At 66.8% G+C, this 18,239-nt stretch carries 18 protein-coding genes; 13 read left to right on the top strand and 5 right to left on the bottom strand.

Annotation, left to right across the window (positions count from 1 at the left end):
* Positions 1-776: 776 nt before the first annotated feature.
* The 5 genes from CLV29_RS13065 (at position 777) to CLV29_RS13090 (ending at position 8,015) form a co-directional block, all read left to right on the top strand.
* Positions 777-2,186, top strand: coding sequence for a MoxR family ATPase (locus tag CLV29_RS13065; protein WP_133755515.1), 1,410 nt, complete (start codon positions 777-779; stop codon positions 2,184-2,186).
* Positions 2,186-4,210, top strand: a complete 2,025-nt coding sequence (locus CLV29_RS13070) for a VWA domain-containing protein (RefSeq protein ID WP_133755516.1) — start codon at positions 2,186-2,188, stop codon at positions 4,208-4,210. The genes CLV29_RS13065 and CLV29_RS13070 overlap by 1 nt, the downstream gene beginning before the upstream one ends.
* Before the next feature lie 187 nt (positions 4,211-4,397).
* Positions 4,398-4,784 carry a hypothetical protein gene (locus CLV29_RS13075; protein ID WP_208292950.1) on the top strand — a complete coding sequence of 129 codons (387 nt, stop codon included), beginning with the start codon at positions 4,398-4,400 and terminating at the stop codon, positions 4,782-4,784.
* A 135-nt stretch (positions 4,785-4,919) separates the two neighbouring features.
* A complete protein-coding gene (locus tag CLV29_RS16255) occupies positions 4,920-6,698 on the top strand; it encodes a S1C family serine protease (protein WP_166649272.1) in 1,779 nt (592 codons plus the stop codon).
* Between the two features lie 84 nt (positions 6,699-6,782).
* Positions 6,783-8,015 (top strand): MFS transporter, encoded by a 1,233-nt coding sequence (locus CLV29_RS13090; RefSeq protein ID WP_133755518.1) that lies wholly within the window; start codon positions 6,783-6,785, stop codon positions 8,013-8,015.
* Between the two features lie 18 nt (positions 8,016-8,033).
* Here CLV29_RS13090 and CLV29_RS13095 read toward each other — a convergent pair whose 3' ends face one another.
* On the bottom strand, positions 8,034-8,459 hold the full coding sequence (locus tag CLV29_RS13095) for a pyridoxamine 5'-phosphate oxidase family protein (protein ID WP_133755519.1): 426 nt from the start codon (positions 8,457-8,459) through the stop codon (positions 8,034-8,036).
* A gap of 132 nt (positions 8,460-8,591) precedes the next feature.
* Between CLV29_RS13095 and CLV29_RS13100 the strand changes: the two genes are divergently transcribed.
* The 5 genes from CLV29_RS13100 (at position 8,592) to rplI (ending at position 10,802) form a co-directional block, all read left to right on the top strand.
* Positions 8,592-8,813 carry an RNA-binding S4 domain-containing protein gene (locus tag CLV29_RS13100; protein WP_133755520.1) on the top strand — a complete coding sequence of 74 codons (222 nt, stop codon included), beginning with the start codon at positions 8,592-8,594 and terminating at the stop codon, positions 8,811-8,813.
* Between the two features lie 174 nt (positions 8,814-8,987).
* Positions 8,988-9,296: a 30S ribosomal protein S6 gene (gene rpsF, locus CLV29_RS13105; RefSeq protein ID WP_133755521.1), complete on the top strand. Its 309-nt coding sequence runs from the start codon at positions 8,988-8,990 to the stop codon at positions 9,294-9,296.
* 122 nt (positions 9,297-9,418) lie between these two features.
* The gene (locus CLV29_RS13110) at positions 9,419-9,976 is read left to right on the top strand and encodes a single-stranded DNA-binding protein (RefSeq protein ID WP_133755522.1); all 558 of its coding nucleotides are present in this window, start codon (positions 9,419-9,421) and stop codon (positions 9,974-9,976) included.
* A gap of 125 nt (positions 9,977-10,101) precedes the next feature.
* Entirely contained in the window at positions 10,102-10,335 is a 234-nt protein-coding gene (gene rpsR, locus CLV29_RS13115) for a 30S ribosomal protein S18 (protein ID WP_133755523.1), read from the top strand.
* A gap of 17 nt (positions 10,336-10,352) precedes the next feature.
* Positions 10,353-10,802 carry a 50S ribosomal protein L9 gene (gene rplI, locus CLV29_RS13120; RefSeq protein WP_133755524.1) on the top strand — a complete coding sequence of 150 codons (450 nt, stop codon included), beginning with the start codon at positions 10,353-10,355 and terminating at the stop codon, positions 10,800-10,802.
* Positions 10,803-11,219: 417 nt separating this feature from the next.
* Here rplI and CLV29_RS13125 read toward each other — a convergent pair whose 3' ends face one another.
* The 4 genes from CLV29_RS13125 to CLV29_RS13140 all read right to left on the bottom strand — a co-directional run bounded on the left by CLV29_RS13125 (position 11,220) and on the right by CLV29_RS13140 (position 15,136).
* Positions 11,220-12,086, bottom strand: coding sequence for a hypothetical protein (locus CLV29_RS13125; RefSeq protein ID WP_133755525.1), 867 nt, complete (start codon positions 12,084-12,086; stop codon positions 11,220-11,222).
* 8 nt (positions 12,087-12,094) lie between these two features.
* Positions 12,095-12,604 carry a hypothetical protein gene (locus tag CLV29_RS13130; RefSeq protein ID WP_133755526.1) on the bottom strand — a complete coding sequence of 170 codons (510 nt, stop codon included), beginning with the start codon at positions 12,602-12,604 and terminating at the stop codon, positions 12,095-12,097.
* Positions 12,601-13,380, bottom strand: coding sequence for a TIGR04255 family protein (locus CLV29_RS13135; RefSeq protein WP_133755527.1), 780 nt, complete (start codon positions 13,378-13,380; stop codon positions 12,601-12,603). Before CLV29_RS13135 ends, CLV29_RS13130 begins: the two co-directional genes overlap by 4 nt.
* Before the next feature lie 289 nt (positions 13,381-13,669).
* Complete coding sequence (locus CLV29_RS13140; protein WP_133755528.1) at positions 13,670-15,136, bottom strand: malate:quinone oxidoreductase; 1,467 nt, start codon at positions 15,134-15,136, stop codon at positions 13,670-13,672.
* Between the two features lie 40 nt (positions 15,137-15,176).
* Between CLV29_RS13140 and CLV29_RS13145 the strand changes: the two genes are divergently transcribed.
* The 3 genes from CLV29_RS13145 to CLV29_RS13155 are packed head-to-tail and all read left to right on the top strand — an operon-like array spanning position 15,177 to position 18,150.
* Complete coding sequence (locus CLV29_RS13145) at positions 15,177-15,830, top strand: response regulator transcription factor (RefSeq protein WP_133755529.1); 654 nt, start codon at positions 15,177-15,179, stop codon at positions 15,828-15,830.
* Positions 15,831-15,832: 2 nt separating this feature from the next.
* Complete coding sequence (locus CLV29_RS13150) at positions 15,833-17,218, top strand: sensor histidine kinase (RefSeq protein ID WP_133755530.1); 1,386 nt, start codon at positions 15,833-15,835, stop codon at positions 17,216-17,218.
* The gene (locus tag CLV29_RS13155; protein ID WP_133755531.1) at positions 17,215-18,150 is read left to right on the top strand and encodes a TAXI family TRAP transporter solute-binding subunit; all 936 of its coding nucleotides are present in this window, start codon (positions 17,215-17,217) and stop codon (positions 18,148-18,150) included. Before CLV29_RS13150 ends, CLV29_RS13155 begins: the two co-directional genes overlap by 4 nt.
* Positions 18,151-18,239: the final 89 nt, after the last annotated feature.

The raw sequence follows: 18,239 nt of genomic DNA on the forward strand, positions 1-18,239 counted from the left end.
ACGGAGTGGATTCAGGGATCGCGCAGGCAGGGGTCACGCAGAGACAACTGGCCTGGAGCTGAGCTGACCCGAGAGCCGGAGGACCCGTAGGCAACTGACCCGAAGACTCGAGGACCAGTTCGCGCGAGGACTCGACTGACAACTCGTTCGGGGGACCGAGGACCGACTGGCCCGAAGACTCGACGGTCTTAGGGCTCCGAGGACCGACCGGCTCGAGGACCCAACGGGACCAACAGCTCAGAATCGGATGCGCCGTCAGGCGCGGCGATCCCGGGCGATCAGGGTGCGCGCCGTCATGGGCGCGGAGATCAGAGTTCCCATGTGAGGCAGGTTAGAAGCTGGGACGGACCCCCGCCAGCGATTATCTCAGCGGGTTCTGGTCACTTCGGGAGCGACTGTTCACACGAAGTGACCAGTACCCGACGGCCAATCCGCCACCGTGTGCGACCATCCGCTCGTGGCGTGGCACCGGTGGGGGCCCTCCGGCGCAGCGACATCTGCAGCTCAGTCACGCAGATGCAGCACGCCGTTCGGTTCGATCATCAGTGCTGTGTTGGTTGTTTGGTGCCCGCTCGTTGGTGCCGCGCTGGTTGTTGTTGCTGCTGTGCTGTTGGCTGGTGCCCCGCTCGTTGGTGCCCCGCTGGTTGTTCGCGCCGCCCCGCTCGTTGGTGCTGCTGCGCTGCGGTTGCCGCTCCGCTGGCGCCGCCCCCTCGTCAGTGCTGTCCCGATTCGCCAGCAGTGCCCCGCCTCTTGGGCAGGAGGGTTAGCGTGTTCCCATGGCCGATTCCCAGACCGGCCCCCGGCCCGCGCCCACCACGGTCGGTGAGTTGCGCGCCTCGGGTCACACCCAGAAATCACTGCGTCAAGAACTTCGTGACAATCTGCTCGCCAAACTTGCCTCCGGGGTGAATCCCTGGCCCGGGCTGCACGGTTTGGAGGACACCGTCATCCCGCAGGTCGAGCGGGCGATCATCGCCGGCCACGACATCGTCCTGCTCGGTGAACGCGGCCAGGGCAAGACCCGGCTGCTGCGCACACTCGTCGGTTTGCTCGACGAGTGGACCCCGGTGATCTCCGGTTCCGAGTTGGGTGAGCACCCGTACGAGCCGATCACCGCCGGGTCGATCCGGCTGGCCACCGAACAGGGCGACCTGCTCGGCATCGAATGGCGCCATCGCTCGGAGCGGTACGCCGAGAAACTCGCCACCCCCGACACCTCGGTCGCCGACCTGGTCGGTGACGTGGACCCGATGAAGGTCGCCGAAGGGCGTTCCCTGGGTGATCCGGAGACGATCCACTTCGGGCTGATCCCGCGCTCGCACCGCGGCATCGTCGCGATCAACGAGTTGCCCGACCTGGCCGAACGGATCCAGGTGGCGATGCTGAACGTGATGGAGGAACGCGACATCCAGATCCGCGGCTATCTGGTTCGGCTGCCGCTGGACGTGCTGGTGGTCGCCAGCGCCAACCCCGAGGACTACACCAACCGGGGCCGGATCATCACCCCGCTGAAGGACCGCTTCGGCGCGGAGATCCGTACCCACTACCCGGTCGAGCTGGAGGCCGAGGTGGCCGTGATCAACCAGGAGGCCGAGCTCACCGCCGAGGTGACCGACCCGCTGCTGGAGGTGATCGCCCGGTTCACCCGCGAACTGCGCGAGTCCGCCTCGGTCGATCAGCGCTCGGGTGTCTCGGCCCGGTTCTCGATCGCCGCCGCCGAGACCGTCGCCGCCTCCGCGCTGCACCGCTCCACGGTGCTCGGCGAGGCCGATCCGGTGGCGCGGCCGGTCGATCTGGCGACAGTGATCGATGTGCTCGGCGGCAAGGTCGAGTTCGAATCCGGGGAGGAGGGCCGGGAGCGGACCATCCTGGAACATCTGCTGCGGACCGCGACGGCGGCGACGGTACGCGAACTCTACCGCGGCCTGGACTTCCGGCTGCTGGTGGAGGCGGTGGAGGACGGCGCCACCATCACCACCGGTGAGCGGGTCTCGGCCGCCGACTTCCTGTCCGGGCTGCCGGTGCTGGGCGAATCCGAGCTCTACGACCAGATCGCCGAGCGTGCCGGTGCGAGCAGCGAGGGAGAACGGGCCTCGGCGATCGAACTGGCGCTGGAGGGTCTGTACCTGGCCCGTCGACTGTCCAAGGACAGCGACGCCACGACCACGCTCTACGGGCGTTCCTGATGGCCGGTCGATCCGATCCTCGCCGGTCCAGCTACGGCCGGTACGACGGTGGCCCCGACCCGCTGGCCCCGCCGGTCGACCTCGCCGAGGCGCTGGATGCCGTCGGTGAGGACGTGATGGCCGGATACTCCCCGGAGCAGGCGTTGCGGGAGTACCTGCGCCGGGGCGGTGATCAGCAACGTGGCCTGGACGAGATCGCTGCCGAGGTGGCACGACGGCGTCAGCAGCTGCTGCGGAACAGCCGGCTCGACGGGACCCTGACCGAGATCAAGGAACTGCTGGACGCCGCTGTCCTCGCCGAACGCAAACAGCTTGCACGCGACCTCGACGATGATGCCCGGTTCGCCGAGCTGCAGATCGAGAACCTGCCGGATTCCCCGGCGGCCGCGGTGAACGAGTTGGCCGACTACGACTGGCGCAGCCCCGAGGCCAGGGAGTCGTTCGACAAGATCAAGGACCTGCTCGGCCGGGAGGCGCTCGACCAGCATTTCGCGGGGATGAAACAGGCGCTGGAGAACGCCACCGACGAAGATCGACAAGCGGTCGCCGAGATGGTCGCGGACCTGAACGACCTGCTCGCCGCTCATGCCCGAGGTGAGGACACCACCGCCCAGTTCGACCAGTTCATGGCCCGGCACGGTCAGTATTTTCCGGAAAACCCGCAGAGCGTCGAGGAGTTGATCGACACCCTGGCCGCGCGTTCGGCGGCCGCCCAGCGGTTCCGCAAGTCGCTCAGCCCCGAGCAGCGTGCCGAGCTGGATTCCCTTGCCCAGCAGGCATTCGGCTCCCCGGAGCTGGCCGACCAGTTGGCCCGGTTGAGCCAGAACCTGCAGGGACTCCGGCCGGCCGAGGACTGGAACGGTGCGGAGGAGTTCGAGGGCGACCAGGGACTCGGCATGGGTGAGGGGGCACAGGCGCTGCAGGATCTGGCCGAACTCGACCGGTTGTCCGAACAGTTGTCGCAGTCCTACCCGGGTGCACGGATGGACGACATCGATCTTGATGCGCTGACCCGTCAGCTCGGTGAGGATGCTGCGGTCGACGCGCGTACCCTGCAGCAGATCGCCGATGAGCTGCGGCAGACCGGGATGCTGTCCCGCTCCGCCGACGGCGGGTTGAAACTGTCGCCGAAGGCGATGCGGCAACTCGGCCGGGCGTTGCTGCGGGATGTGGCGCAGAAGCTGTCGGGACGTTCCGGCCAGCGAGAGACCCGGCAGGCCGGTGCGGCAGGGGAGTTGAGTGGCGCCACCCGGGAATGGCGGTTCGGTGACACCGAACCCTGGGATGTCACCCGGACGGTCACCAATGCGGTGCTGCGGACGGTCTCCGAGGGTGGCGATGCCAAGCGCGGGGTACGGCTGCAGCTCGACGACATCGAGGTCTCCGAGACCGAGGCGCGTACCCAATCGGCTGTCGCACTGCTGGTCGACACCAGTTTCTCGATGGCCATGGACGGCCGGTGGGTGCCGATGAAACGCACCGCGCTCGCCCTGCACCATCTGGTGTCCACCCGCTTCCGCGGTGATCAACTCGAACTGATCGGCTTCGGCCGGTACGCCCAGAAGCTGTCCATCGAAGAACTCACCGCGATGGATGCGAAGTACGACAAAGGGACGAATCTGCACCACGGGCTGTTGCTGGCCGAGCGGTTCTTCCGCAGACACCCGAATGCCCAACCGGTCCTGCTGGTGGTCACCGACGGCGAACCGACCGCCCATCTCGAACGCGACGGGCAGACCTTCTTCGACTACCCGCCGCATCCGCTGACCATCGCCCGGACGGTCACCGAGCTCGATGCGGTCACCCGTTTCGGTGCACAGACCACCTTCTTCCGGCTCGGTGAGGATCCGGGGCTGGCCAGATTCATCCAGCAGATGGCCGACCGGGTCGACGGCCGGGTGGTCTCACCGGAGCTGGATGATCTTGGTGCGGCGGTCGTCGGTTCCTACCTCGGCGCCCGCGGCGGTGGCAGATCTGCGTCGTTCCGTGATCTCTTCGGTGAGCGGGGATTCTGGGCCGGTTAGGCCTTACGCGGAACGCGGCCCCGTCGGGGTGCAGCTGGTTGCGGTCGATTCTGCCGCAGGGTTGACACCGTGCTCGCCGAGCTGGTCTGATCACCTCGCCGCCGGGTCCCGGGCCGGCGTTCGAACTCGCCGTCGACCGGCCCTGCAGCGCAGGATGCGACTGCGGTGACACCTTGAGGAGCAGGTTGTGGGTACCCGTGTGCGCAAGCACTTCGCTGCGCTGATGATCACTCTCGCGCTGACCGGGACCGGTCTGGTAGCCGGTGCGCCGACCGCCGATGCCGCCCCGACGAAGAAGTGCGTGGCGAAGATGTCGGTCAGCAAGCCCAAGCAGTACTCGAAGACCGATGTGCTGGTGAGCAAGGTCGGTTCGGGCGCCAAGGTCACCACCGTGGCGAAGTACAGCACGACCCAGACGAAGAAGACCGCGACCGCCGGGTCGAAGGGTACGGCCAGCCTGCGCTACAACATCTCCGGCGCCAAGCCGAAGTACAAGGTGGTGGTGTCGGTGACGGCCAAGAAGGGCAAGACCACCTGGAAGTGCTCGACGTCCTTCATCCCGCAGAAGCGCTGACACCCGCCGGCTCGCACAGCCGGCGCACAGCCGATCGGCCGATTCACAAGTGGCCGACAGGTGGCCGGTGGCTTCACAGCCGGCCGACAGTTGGCCGGTAGCTGGCCTGAACCTTCGCTGGCTGCAATGGCAGCTGTGAACGATCAGAACGCCTCCGCGCCTCGTGACCCCGCGAACCAGGGTTCGAACTCCGCAGCCGGCTCGGAGTTCCCGCACCACCCCGCCCAGGGCGCGTCCGCTGCCGGTCACGGCTCGGCCTACCCCGGCCCGCAGTGGCAGGCGGCATCGATGCCGCCCGCGTCCGGCAGCCGATCGGCGGGACACGGGCACTCCGCTGGTGCTGGTGCGGGCGCCGATGATCCGTCCTCGGCAGCCGGAGCCTATGCCGCCAGCGGCTGGGCCAACGGACCCAGCGGATACGCCAACCCGGGGTACACCAACACCGGGTACCCCAACTCGGGTTACAAAAATCTGGGGTACGCCGCGACCGACGGTTTCCCCGGCCGACCTGCGGGCGGCTCCGGTCAGCAGCAGCCCCCGATGGGGCAGGGCGCCTCGGCCGGGCAGTCGGGCCCGTACCTCGCATCGGGCTGGACGGCCGACACCGACCCCCGGGCCACGGCCACCGCGCAACCCGGCCCCACCGGGCGTCCCGATCGATCCCGCCGGGCACGCCGGATCGGGGTCGCCCTGGTCTGTGCCTTCGTCCTGCTGATCGGCGGTCTGGGGTTGAGCGGAACCGCGCTGAGCTACTTCGGGCTGGGCAACGGCCAGGAACAGGCAGACGCACCGGCGTCCGGACAGGACTCCGGCACCGGACAGGGCACCGAGGACTCCGGTACGGGCGGCAGCAGCGGCTCGGGCACGGGGGATTCCGGTAGCGGTGTCCCCGGGCAGGGCATGCCGGGCCAGGGTCAAGGTGGCCAGGGTCAAGGTGGTCAGGGCATGCCCGGCGCCGGCCAGGGGCCGGGTCAGACCTCGCCCGGGCAGGGGTCGAGCGACAGTTCCGGCGGCACCGAGGCCGATGAGGACCTGACCACCTCGGTGGTGCTGATCGAGACCGAGCTGGAGAGTGGCACCGGGGCCGGTACCGGCATGGTGCTCAGCTCCGACGGCACGATCCTCACCAACTATCACGTGGTCGACGGGTCCACCGAGGTCCAGGTGACCGTGGCCGACACCGGCCAGACCTACGAGGGAACCGTGCTCGGATCCGACGAGTCGGCCGATGTGGCAGTGGTGAAGATCGATGCCACCGGTCTCACCCCGATCACCGTCGACGACGACGGCACCACTCTCGGGGAGGAACTGACCGCGGTCGGCAATGCCCTGGGTGGCGGTGAACTGCTGCAGGTCAGCGGCGAGCTGACCGGTACCGACGAGAGCATCCAGGTCAGCGACGAGGCGACCGGTGGTACCAAACAGCTCACCGGGTTGTTGGAGACCGACGCGGCCGTCGTCTCCGGCTACTCGGGGGGCCCGATGTTCGACGACGAGGGGGAGGTGATCGGCATCAGTACCGCCGGCTCGGCCACCAACAGCCAGGTCTCGATGCGTACCGGCAGCGACAGCTACGCCGTACCGATCGATGAGGCGACCGAGATCGCCGATCAGATCCTCGCCGGTGAGGAGGGCAATGGTGTGACCATCGGCCCGTCGGGCTTCCTCGGCATCGCCGTGGACACCTCCGGGCAGGTCGCCGAGATCGTCGAGGACTCACCCGCCGAGGACGCCGGCATCGAGGTCGGTTCGGAGATCACCAGCGTCAACGGCACCAGCATCGACTCCGAGAACTCGATCGGCGTCGTGCTCGGCGAGACCGAACCCGGTGAACAGGTCAGGGTCAGGTGGACCGATGCCTCCGGGGAGAGCCACTCGGCCGAGATCACCTTGGCGGAGTCGCCGACCAACTGAGGGCCGCAACCCGCCGGGATCCCCGCTCCGACGACCGTTCGGCGAATTGGCTTCGACGTGGGGGAGTGGGCGTAGGCTGCTCCCATGACCTCCGTGAACTCACAACGGAGGACGGCAACGACGGCGCTCCTCTCACTCGCCATCGGTAGCTTCGGCATCGGGATGACCGAATTCGTCATCATGGGCCTGCTACCCAACATCGCCCAGGACCTGTTGCCCGACCTGTGGGCCACGAACCCCGATCAGGCACTGGCCAATGCCGGGCACCTCGTGTCCTTCTATGCCCTCGGTGTGGTGGTCGGCGCCCCGACCATCGCCGGTGCCCTGTCGAAGTACCCGCGCCATCGGGTGATGGTCGGACTGGCCGGTGCGCTTCTGCTGTTCAACGGCCTGACCCTGCTCGCACCGAACTACGAGCTGGTGGCGGTCTCCCGGTTCCTGGCCGGTCTGCCCCATGGTGCCTACTTCGGCATCGGTGCGCTGGTCGCGGCCCGTGTCCTCGGCCCGGGCAAACGTGCCCAGGGTGTCGCCTTCGTCCTCACCGGCCTGACCGTCGCCAACATCGTCGGGGTACCGCTGGGTACGTATCTGGGCCAGGTCTTCGGCTGGCGGGCGGCGTACCTGATGGTGGTGGCGATCTTCGCGGTGGCCGCCGTCTGCATCGCCCGTTTCGTACCGGAGCAGCCGGGTGAGGCGGGCCGCAGCGTGTGGTCGGAGCTCGGAGTGTTCAAGATCGGCCAGGTGTGGGCGACGATCATCACCGGGGCGATCGGCTTCGGCGGTTTCTTCGCCATCTACTCCTACATCTCCCCGATCGTCACCGATGTCGCGGGCTCGCCGCAATGGGTGGTGCCGGTGGTGCTGGTGCTGATGGGGGTCGGTATGACCGTCGGCAACCTTCTCGGTGGACGACTGGCCGATGCCCATCTGCGTCTGACCCTGCTTTGCGGCTTCCTGCTGCTGGCCTGGGTGCTGTTGTCGATGGCGCTGACCGCGGACCGGATCGTGCCCTTGGCCATCCTCGGTTTCGGCGTCGGCGTCGGATCCTCGATCCTCGGCCCGGCCATCCAGACCCGGTTGATGGATGTCGCCGAGGACAACCAGTCGATCGCGGCGGCGCTGAACCACTCGGCGCTGAACGTCGGCAACAGCCTCGGCGCGTTCCTCGGCGGGTACGCGATCGCCTCCGGCGGCGGCCTGGTGTCGCCGGTCTGGGTGGCACTCGGCATGACGATGATCGGATTGGTGCTGGTGTTCGTGCTCTTCCGGGAGCCGCGGCAGGCCGAACTGCCCGAGCCGTCGCTGGTCAACCACTGACCTGGGATGTCCGGCAGGTCAGAACCGTTCGGGTTCGGCAGCCCGCCGGAATCGTAGCCCGCTGACGGTCTCGGGGGTGATCTTGACCCACCGGTACTTCAGCGTCGGGATCCACGGCTTCAGTGGCAGTTGCTCGGCGGCGTCGATCTCGGCGGTCTTCTCAAGCCGCTCGGCGATTCCCTTCGCGACGACGCTCAGGGCCTGATCGTCGTCCCATTCGTCGATCTCCAGGGCAACCCGCGGGTTCGCGGTCAGCTCGACCAGTTTGGTACCCGGTGCGGTACGGAAGTACAGCGCGCCCTCGTGGGCGACGAAGTTGATCGGGAAGATGTCGATGTCGCCCCCGGCGGCCAGGGCGAGCCGACCGACCTGGGCGGTGCTCAGCAGCTCCCAGCAGGTCTCTGTGGTCAGAGGCTCGACCGCCTCGTCTTCGGGTGAATACATGAGCGCTCTCCGATCGATGGACGTGGAACTAGGATACCGCCGCCCACCGCTTCGATGTCTGCCGGTCGAGGGTCTCGACCTGACCTTCGCCCACGGCGAGCGGATCGCGGCGGTACGGGGGAGACTGGGGTCATGGCGATCGACGACGTGCCCGTCTCCGGTGAGGGAATCAAGCTCGGCCAGTTCCTGAAACTGGCCAACCTGGTCGAGTCCGGCGGAGAGGCCAAACAGGTGCTCGCCGACGGGTTGGTGCAGGTCAACGGCGAACCCGAGGACCGCCGTGGTCGCCACCTGGTGGCCGGTGACGTGGTGCAGTTCGGTACCGCATCCGCCCGGGTGGGCGCCGAGGGATGAGGACCGGCGCCGCGCGCCCGTACCGCGCCCCGGTCGGCGATTGGGCCGAATCGGCCGGCTGGCCGTAGACTGTCCGGTGGCCCAGCGGCGTCGGAGTCGCCGGGCCAGGCATTCGCCCTCCTGTCACGGGAGATTCCCGTGGCCGCTCGAGACCAGAGGAGGTGGAGTTCGCGCATGCGCAAGTACGAAGTCATGGTCATCCTGCAGCCGGAGACCGACGATCGTCAGGTCACTCCCATCTTGGAGAAGTTCCTGTCCGTCATCACCAAGGGCGGTGGCACCGTCGACAATGTCGACATCTGGGGCCGTCGCCGTTTCGCCTACGAGATCCAGAAGAAGTCCGAGGGGATCTACGCGGTCATCGATCTGACCGCCAAGCCCGAGGACGTCAAGGAACTGGACCGTCAGTTCAGCATCAACGAGCAGGTAATGCGGACCAAGGTGTTGCGGCCGGAGCTGCACGCCAAGAAGAAGGTCAGCTGATCCATCCACAGATCTGTCACCGGAGCGACACCTTGTCGGCTCTCAGTGGCAGGCTGGGATCCGATCAACCCCAACCACCCAGCCCCTGACCCACGGTCAGCGGCGATGGCGAAAGACGAGACATGGCAGGCGAAACGATCATCACCGTCGTCGGCAACCTGACGGCCGACCCCGAGTTGCGATTCATCCCCTCCGGTGCGGCCGTGGCCAACTTCACCGTTGCCTCGACCCCGCGGAACTTCGACCGGCAGACCCAGGAATGGAAGGACGGCGAGGCGATGTTCCTCGACTGCTCCGTCTGGCGTCAGGCCGCGGAGAATGTCGCGTCCTCGTTGCAGAAGGGCATGCGGGTGGTCGTCCAGGGGCGCCTGAAGGCACGCAGCTTCGAGACCCGTGAGGGTGAGAAGCGGACCGTGTTCGAGCTCGACGTCGACGAGATCGGTCCCTCGCTGCGGTACGCCACCGCCGAGGTGACCCGGACCAGCGGCGGCGGTGGCGGTGGCCAGCGCGGCGGAGGCAACTACGGAGGTGGCAACTACGGCGGAGGGAACTCCGGTGGTGGCCAGGATCCGTGGGGTGGCAATTCCGGCGGCGGTGGCAACTCCGGCGGGGGCAACTACCAGCAGGCTGCGGGCAACGACCCGTGGGCTGCCGGGCAGAACGACGAACCCCCGTTCTGATCGGACAAGCGTTGAGGCCCGAGCCGGTTCACCGGTGACGGCCAGAAGGCCCTGCGGGGTCGTACCCAAGCAAGACACAGGCACATTCCGGCGAGAGCCGGGCTTCATGAGGAGGAAGCACCACAATGGCCGCACGTAAGCCAGTACAGAAGAAGAAGGTAGCGCCGACCAAGACCGTTCGGATCGGTCAGGTCGACTACAAGGACACCCAGTTGCTGCGGAAGTTCATCTCCGAGCGGGGCAAGATCCGTGCACGCCGGGTGACCGGTCTGTCCGTGCAGGATCAGAGCAAGGTCGCCATGGCGATCAAGAACGCCCGTGAGATGGCCCTGCTGCCCTACGCCACGACCACTCGCTGAGTCAGGGAGGAACAACGATGAAGCTCATCCTGACCGCAGCTGTCGAGAACCTCGGCATCGCCGGTGACGTCGTCGACGTCAAGCCCGGTTACGGCCGCAACTTCCTGCTGCCGCAGGGGTACGCGATTTCGTGGACCCGTGGCGCGGAGAAGCAGATCGAGGGCATCAAGCGGGCGCGTGACGCCCGTGAGGTCCGCAATGCCGATCACGCCCAGGAGATCCGTACCCAGATCGAGGCCCTGCAGGTCTCGATCCCGGTTCGGGCCGACGAGTCGGGCAAGTTGTTCGGTTCGGTGACCCCGGCCTCGATCGCCACCGCGATCAAGAAGTCGGGTGGACCGGCCGTCGACAAGCGCGCCGTCGAGATCGCCAAGCCGATCAAGAAGACCGGTTCGCACACCGTCGGCGTGAAGTTGCACGACTCGGTGACCGCGCACCTGCCGCTGGAGGTCGTTGCCGCTCAGTGAGCGGTGATCCACCGATCGAACAGATGCCCGACCCCGTTCTGGGGTCGGGCACTGAAGATCGTGAGGTCACGGGATCGACGCCCGTCGGAGCCACACGGACCGTCGTGACAACGGTTCCAGAAACCCTCGCCAAGCTTCTACATGTTGGCGGTTTGCTTTGCTCCGCCGCAGAACTTGCCTACATTTTGGCCACACCTTCGCTCACAGCCTCGTCGTCGAGGCGACCGGTCACCTGGTCAAGATCGTCGTCGAACAGCTGCTCACTGCACGATTCTCAGTTAGATTCCTTGGGGTGGCGGGTGCCTGTCGGCCGCCGTTTGCCACGCGATTTCTGCGGAAGTCGTCATGGTTGGTCGTGGCCGGTTGAGGGTGGTTTCAGCGGAGCTGGCGGCACAGAACCGGCATGGGTCCGGGTCGTCAGTATGGGGTTGGGTCGGAAAGGAAATCCACGTCGAGTTGCTCCGAACGGCGAGCTCGGGAGAGCGGAAACTCGTCGTCGGAACTCAGCTCGCCCGATACCGACAAAACCGCACCAGTTACCTCAGGGTCTCCCTTGTATTGTCCCTTGGGGGCACACTTGTCGGCGAGCGATTCCGCAAAGGTACCCCACAGCATGGCCTGCCTGATCGGATCGCGCTCACTGAGGATCGCTTCGCACACCTTGGTGAGGTCGGACGGCATCGAGCCGATTCTTGATAGGTCAGCGTCGTCAGGGATTGTCGGCACCGACCCCGCTTTGGCGATGACATGCAACGTGAGTTCTACGGGAGTAGTGTCCCAATCGACGGCTTCTATCCTCACCTCGGCAACCCTTTGAAGAATCTTCCCAAGGGGACTATCAGGACTGTCGTGTTTCTCCCTGATCAGAGTTTGGACCGGCGCGAGCCATGGTTGCACTTTGTCTGGCACTGCAAATCGCCCGAACCAGCGTCCGACCGCGAGCCCGAAGTCACGTGCGTCCCTAGTGTCCGTGATGCTGAGGTCGTGGAGCACTCGGACATCTTCGACCTCGGTCTTGGGTAGCGAGCGAATCTGGGCAAGATCGGCAAACAGGATCCGCTCTTCGGTGGTGACAACAGGGAAGCGAGGGTTCTCCTTCTTCATCGCCCCGCGGCGGACGGCTTTATTATTGATCTCGACCAGAGGTGCAACCTGAAGGAACTCACGCTTCGGTTGGACGACGTCACAACTTTGCGACACTATGACGCTGAGGTCGCCAAGCTGAGCATCGACTGTCAGCTCGAGTACGTGACCTTGGCGGAGAAGTCTGAAGTACTCGTCCATTCCGAGCGTCAGGCATCTGCTGCGTAGACGGGCGCAGCGCGGTTGATGTCATTGTTAGCCGACGCGAAGCCGGCACGCTTCCGATCGAGAAGCGCGAGGATCCGCATCCGTGCCTCCCCTGCGTCGGCCGCTTGAATCGAACGGACTTCACGCACCAAGCTGGCGAGGCGTTCCTCGTTGTGGGCGGAGATATTGCCGCCCGCGGCCCAAAGGTGAACAGTTCTCCGGGACACTCCAAGCAGCTTCGATGTCTGATCCCAGGTGAATGAAGTGGCTGCTCGAAGCTCGGCAATCAGACCGCCCGTAGAAGATGCATCAGCCTCAGCGGTACTCACCGTCTTGGTCTCGGTGCTTTGTGCGCCAGTCGCTGAGCTAGACGATGCGTAGAACGGCCGCACGATAACGGTTTCAGCCTCGCGAACGACTGGTACTGAAGTGCCGAACAAGGCGGCCAGAGTCACGAGGCCGATCGCGGACAGTGAGTACGCCCGCGGATCGATCCGAGTGTCGACGGTCATGCGTACCTTTCGGAGAACTTATCCGTTGTGACGGTGTTGAACTGAGTACTTGCAATGGATGAGAGATGCGTGGCTAGCGACGAGATTTCGTTCACGTCGAACTTTCTGCGTCCCTCATCGTAGGCGTCCAGATCGAGGATCCAGCTCTTTTCAGAAACGGGCGGCAGGGTTGGGTCGATGGACTCGTTTGGACCCACCTGGGCTGAGCGAACGAGCAGGTGCGCTGAGTCGAGGCGATAAACCGACTCGGTGATGCTGTGGACAAGCTCAGAACCTGTTGGGGCATCGCCGACACCGCCTAGAACAGACGGAGCAAAGCGCTCGCCGAGCTTGGTAAGGTCTTCCGCGCCGGTAATCCGGTTCGTGTACCTATAGCCGATTCGATTGATAACTGGGATCTGCGAGGATTCTGCGAGCGCTGACAGCGCGGTTCGCAGGCGCGATACAAGGTCACCGTGGCCCTTGTAGTTACTGGTTTCGATTGCCAGGAAAGCCTCACCAACGGAGACAGACCAGTCTTCCATGGCCGACGTGAACCGATGAACAAAGCCGTTCGCCTCCTGCTGAGGTCCAGCAGGAGTAAATACTATTTGAAGCTCGGCGTCTCGACGCTTCAGGGGATACTGATCGCTGAGTGTGCGTGCCATGGCGGTGACGAGGTCGTCAAACCTGAAGTTAGTGAGTTCAGGCCAACGGACCTGGACTAGGACCCGGGCGAGCGGCGCGTTGGAAAGAAGTTCCCGGGTTTCGGCGAGTGCAGCTTCTGAGTCGGTCACGCTTCACACTCTACTTCACATCGTGAGCTACGGTCTACGGGGTGCGCTGCCGAGGAACGCCCGGACCGCAGCGGAGCGGACCGGACGCACCGCAGGCGGCGCGGCCGTCCGTCAGGCAAGCCTTGAACGAGTAAAGAAGGTTTCGCGACTCCGATCTACCCAGGCGGCGTCCGATGCCGACGCTACTGTGATCTGTCGTTCCTGGTGTCGTACGGCCGAGCCGACGGTGACCAGCCCCGGAGCCGGTGCGACGATGGAGGTGCGGTCGACCTGCCGGGCCTGGTTCGGTTCAGAGCGCCAGCGCTGCATCGGTGGCGGCCAGCGACTGCTCGACCTGCCGGTGGGTCCAGCGGTCGCGGCCCAGTCCCGGAATCGCCTGCTGAAGTTCTGCCTGCCAGCGCGGCCAGTGCTCGGGGAAGCACCGACTCAGCAGTTCGATCATCGCCGCCACCGAGGTGGAGGCCCCGGGGGAGGCGCCGAGCAGCCCGGCCAGGCTCCGGTCGGCGGTGATCACCCTGCGCGTACCCCAGAACTGCAGGCGCCCGCCGCGCAGACCCCTGCCCGCGTCGGGTGCCACGATCTGCGCCCGCTGACCGGCATGGATCAGCTCCCATTGGCGTCGCTCGGCGCCCGGATACAGCTGCTGCAGTTGGCCGAAGCGGGCGGCATCGGAGGCCAGCAGTTGACGTACCAGGTAACCGACCACGGGCAGGTTGCGGGCGACGGCCGAGGCCACCACCGAGGCATTGTCGGGCCGCAGGGTCGCCGGAGCATCGGTCAACCGCCCGTGTTTCAGCAGCTTCGTGCTGAAGGTCGCATAGGGGCCGAACATCAGCTGCGCCGCACCGTCGACGGTTCGCCGGTCGAGATGCGGGATCGACATCGGCGGTGCGCCGGGGGCGGCCTGCCCGTAGACCTTCACCGCATGCTCGGCCACCACCTCCGATACAGCACAGCGGTAGAAGGCAGCGCCGACCGGGAGCACCCCGAAGCCGTCGATCTCCGGTATCCGGGCGGTCTGCAGCAGCGGCAGCGTGGCACCTCCGGCACCGACGAAGACGAATCGGGTACGGAAAGTGACGTCCCGTTCGGGGGTACGAGCCGTCACCGACCATCGACGGGGCGCCAGCCGTCGAATTCCGCGCACCCGGTGACCGGTCCTCAGCTCACCACCCCGCGCGGCGAAGGCGGCGGCCAGCTGACGCGTCAGGGCGCCGTAGTCCAGATCGGTGCCTGCGGTGTGGCGGGTGGCCGCGACAACGGTCCGGTGACGTCCCCGCATGGTCAACGGCGCCCACTGGGCGATCTCGTCGGCCGCCGTGGTGAACTCCATCGCCGCGAACAGCGGGTCGCTGCGCATGACCTCCCAGCGGCGCCGCAGGTAGGCGGCATTCCGCTCACCGAAGACCAGTGCCAGATGCGGTGCTCGATGGATGAAGGCCGCCGGTGACAGGACCCCTTCGGCCGCCAGCCCCGCCCACCACTCGCGACTGAGCATGAACTGCGAGGCGACCCCGTGGGCCTTCGACGGGTCCTCGGGATCGGGCATGTAGTTCAGTTCGCAGTACCCGGCATGTCCGGTGCCGGCGTTGTTCCACGCTGCGCTGCTCTCGGTCGCCGGCTCGGACCGGGTCTCCAGCAGCACGATTCGCCAGTCCGGTTGCAATCGGGCCAACAACAAGCCGAGGGTGACCGACATGATCCCGCCGCCGACCAGGACCGCATCGGCGTCCTCGGCGGCACCCGCCCGGCTCATCGGCTGCTCCCCTGCACGAGAACACGTTTATCATCTCCGGATGCACATCCTCATCGTGGAGGACGATCGCTCGGTCAGTGGCGCACTGGCCGAGGTCCTTGCCGCCCACTTCCATCAGCCCGAAGTGGTCTCCCGGGGCGAGGATGCCCTGCGCCGCCACCGCGACGCAGATCTGATGCTGCTCGACCTGGGGCTCGGTGATCTCGACGGTCTGACCGTGCTGCAGCGTATCCGGCGGGTCAGTCCGATACCGACCATCGTGATCACCGCCCGCGGCGATGAGCGCTCCACCGTCACCGGGCTTCGCTCCGGCGCCGACGACTACCTGGTGAAGCCGGTGCGGATCCAGGAACTGCTGGCCCGGATCGACCTGGTCGCCCGCCGGTCCCGGGTCACGTCGAGCCCGCAGCGGGTGCTGGCCCAGGACGTGGAGATCGCATTGGACAGCCGGGAGGTGCGGGTGGGCTCCGATCCGGTGCACCTGACCCAGACCGAGTTCGACCTGCTCGCCCTGCTCGCGCGGAACACGGGCCGACCGGTACGCCGGGAGCTGATCCTCTCCGAGGTCTGGGACGACCAGCTCGGTACCAGTTCACGCAGCCTCGACGCGCACATGGCGCAGCTGCGGGCGAAGCTGAAACGTCCCGGTTTGATCAGCACCGTCCGCGGTTTCGGCTACAAACTCGTGGACTGACTGTGCGCAATCGGATCCTGGTCCCGCTGCTCAGCTGTGCCCTGCTGGCGCTGATAGCCGCTGCCGTCCCCTCACTGGGCCTGATGGCGCAGCGCCGTACCGAACAGATGATCAGCAACCGGACACAGGTGCTGGAGCGGGTGGCCGAACTTGCCCGCAGCGTGGAACCGGACCGGGCGACCAGCGGTTCGGCCTTGGAGACCTATGTCGAACGCCACCGACAGATCCATCGAGAGCACCTTCTGATCCTCGACTCGACGGGACAGACGGTCCATTCCACCGGTGGTCTCGACAAGGACTCACCCCAGGTCAGCACCCTGTTGCGCACCTACGGTTTCACCCCGCCACGGGTCCAGGTGGCCACCATTCAGCCGTGGAGCCCGGACCGGGCCCTGATGGCGGTGCCGATCGAGATGGGCAACGACCTCAGCGGGGGAGTGGTGGTGCTGCAGGCCGATCTGACCGGCGCGCGCCGCGACATCCGACTGGCCTGGCTGTTCGCGCTGGGCATGGTGCTGCTGCTCGCCGGGGTGTTGGTGATGGTGACATCTGCCTGGTCCCGATGGGTGGTACGGCCGGTGCTCCGACTGGACGAGGCGGCCAACCGTCTCAGTACCGGCCAGCGCCCCGAACCGGTGCAGACGGCCGGCCCGCCGGAGCTGCGGCGGCTGGCTCGATCCTTCGACTCGATGGCACAGGCACTCACCTCCACCGTCGAACAGCAACAGGCACTGATCGCCGACACCTCCCATCAGCTGCGCAATCCGATCGCTGCGGTACGTCTGCGGGTCGACCTGTTGCAACAGTCGGCCACGACCCAACAGGAACCTTCGCTGCATCAGGTGCAGGCCGATCTCGACCGCTTGGAGGACACGGTGGACCGACTGCTCGTGCTGGCCGAACTCGATCATCAGATCAATGCTGAACCCTTGGGAAGTGCGGTCAGCAAGGAGATCTCGCTGATCGAACCCGAGGTGATCGTGCATCATTGGCAGGCCCGGGCAACAGCTGCCGGAGTGCGGTTGCGGGCCGTGGGCGAGCCGGTGCAGACCCGCGCCCGAGGCGCCGAGGAGATGATCGACAACCTGCTGGACAATGCCTGCAAGTACGCCGGCGAGGGCGCCACCGTGTGGTTGCGCGCCCGGCGTGAGGCGGACCAGGTGTTGATCATGGTGGAGGACTCCGGCAGCGGGCTGGCGGAGACCGAGCTGCGCTACGTCGGCCACCGGTTCTGGCGCTCGTCCAGGCACACCGACCGGGCCGGCACCGGCCTCGGGCTCTCGCTGGTGATCACCCTCGCCCGGGCCAGTGGTGGAACCGCCGAGGTGACGCGTTCGGACCATGGTGGGTTGGCGATCCGGCTCACCCTGCCGGCGGTGGAACGATGACCGGGGGCAGCCGGGCAATCGGCAGGCGCGCCCTGCTGGGAGCAGTCGGAGGCCTCCTCGGTGCCGGTCTGCTCGGTGGTTGCAGCCGGCCCGCCCACCCGGTGGTGATCGCTGCCGGGCCCACCGACACCCCCGATCTGGCCTTCGCCCGCCTGCTGGCCGCCGCACTCGACCGGGCCGGGCACCCGGCGACGGCGCTGATCACCAGCGGCAACCTGGAGAATGTGCAGGCCGTCGGCGAATCCCAGGCCCACCTCGGCATCTGCACCGCGGACACGATCGAGCGCCGAGGGCCCCTGGTCGCCCTGGCGCAGCTCCACCAGCGCCATCTGCACCTGGTGACCCGCGGGGACAGCGGGATCACCGCCGCCGAGGAGTTGCGGGACCGCCGGATCGCCGTACCCCCGCGCGGTGTGGCCGGTCACGAGGCGGCGGTTCGGGTCCTGGCCGCCGTCGGGGCCGGATCCGTCGACGACCTGGACGGCAAGTGGATGCCGATGGAGGACGGGGCTGCCGCCCGGGCGGTGGCCGGGCGGCGGGTCGAGGCGATGATCTGGGCCGGGGCCCTGCCGCCTGCCGATGTAGCCGCAGTGGAGGCGGTCACCGCCCTGCGGGCCCTCGACCTGTCGGCTGCCCTGACGCGGTTGCGGCCGGCCAACGGTACGTACCAGGCTGCCCGCCTCCCGGCCGCGATCTACCACCAGTCGACGGAGGTGGCGACGATCGCGATCCCGACGCTGCTGGTCTGCCATGGCAACCTCCCGCACGGGGTCGCCAGCACGGTGGTCGATCTGCTGCTCGACCGGGCCGAGGAGCTGGTGCCCGCCTCGACCTACGGCCTGCAGTACCTGAGCCCGGCCAACCTGATCGACACCGCCGGTGTGGAACTGCACTTCGACGCCGTGCGGCGCTATCGGGTCCGGTACGGGTGAGTGCTGGCTCGCCGGCAGCGACGTTAAGGCGATGCAAAGATGCGGCGCTCGGCTGGCTTGTGAGATGGCTCACGGCCTAGTTTTCCGGT

Origin of the sequence: Naumannella halotolerans, assembly GCF_004364645.1 — a bacterium.
Taxonomy (GTDB): Bacteria; Actinomycetota; Actinomycetes; order Propionibacteriales; family Propionibacteriaceae; genus Naumannella; species Naumannella halotolerans.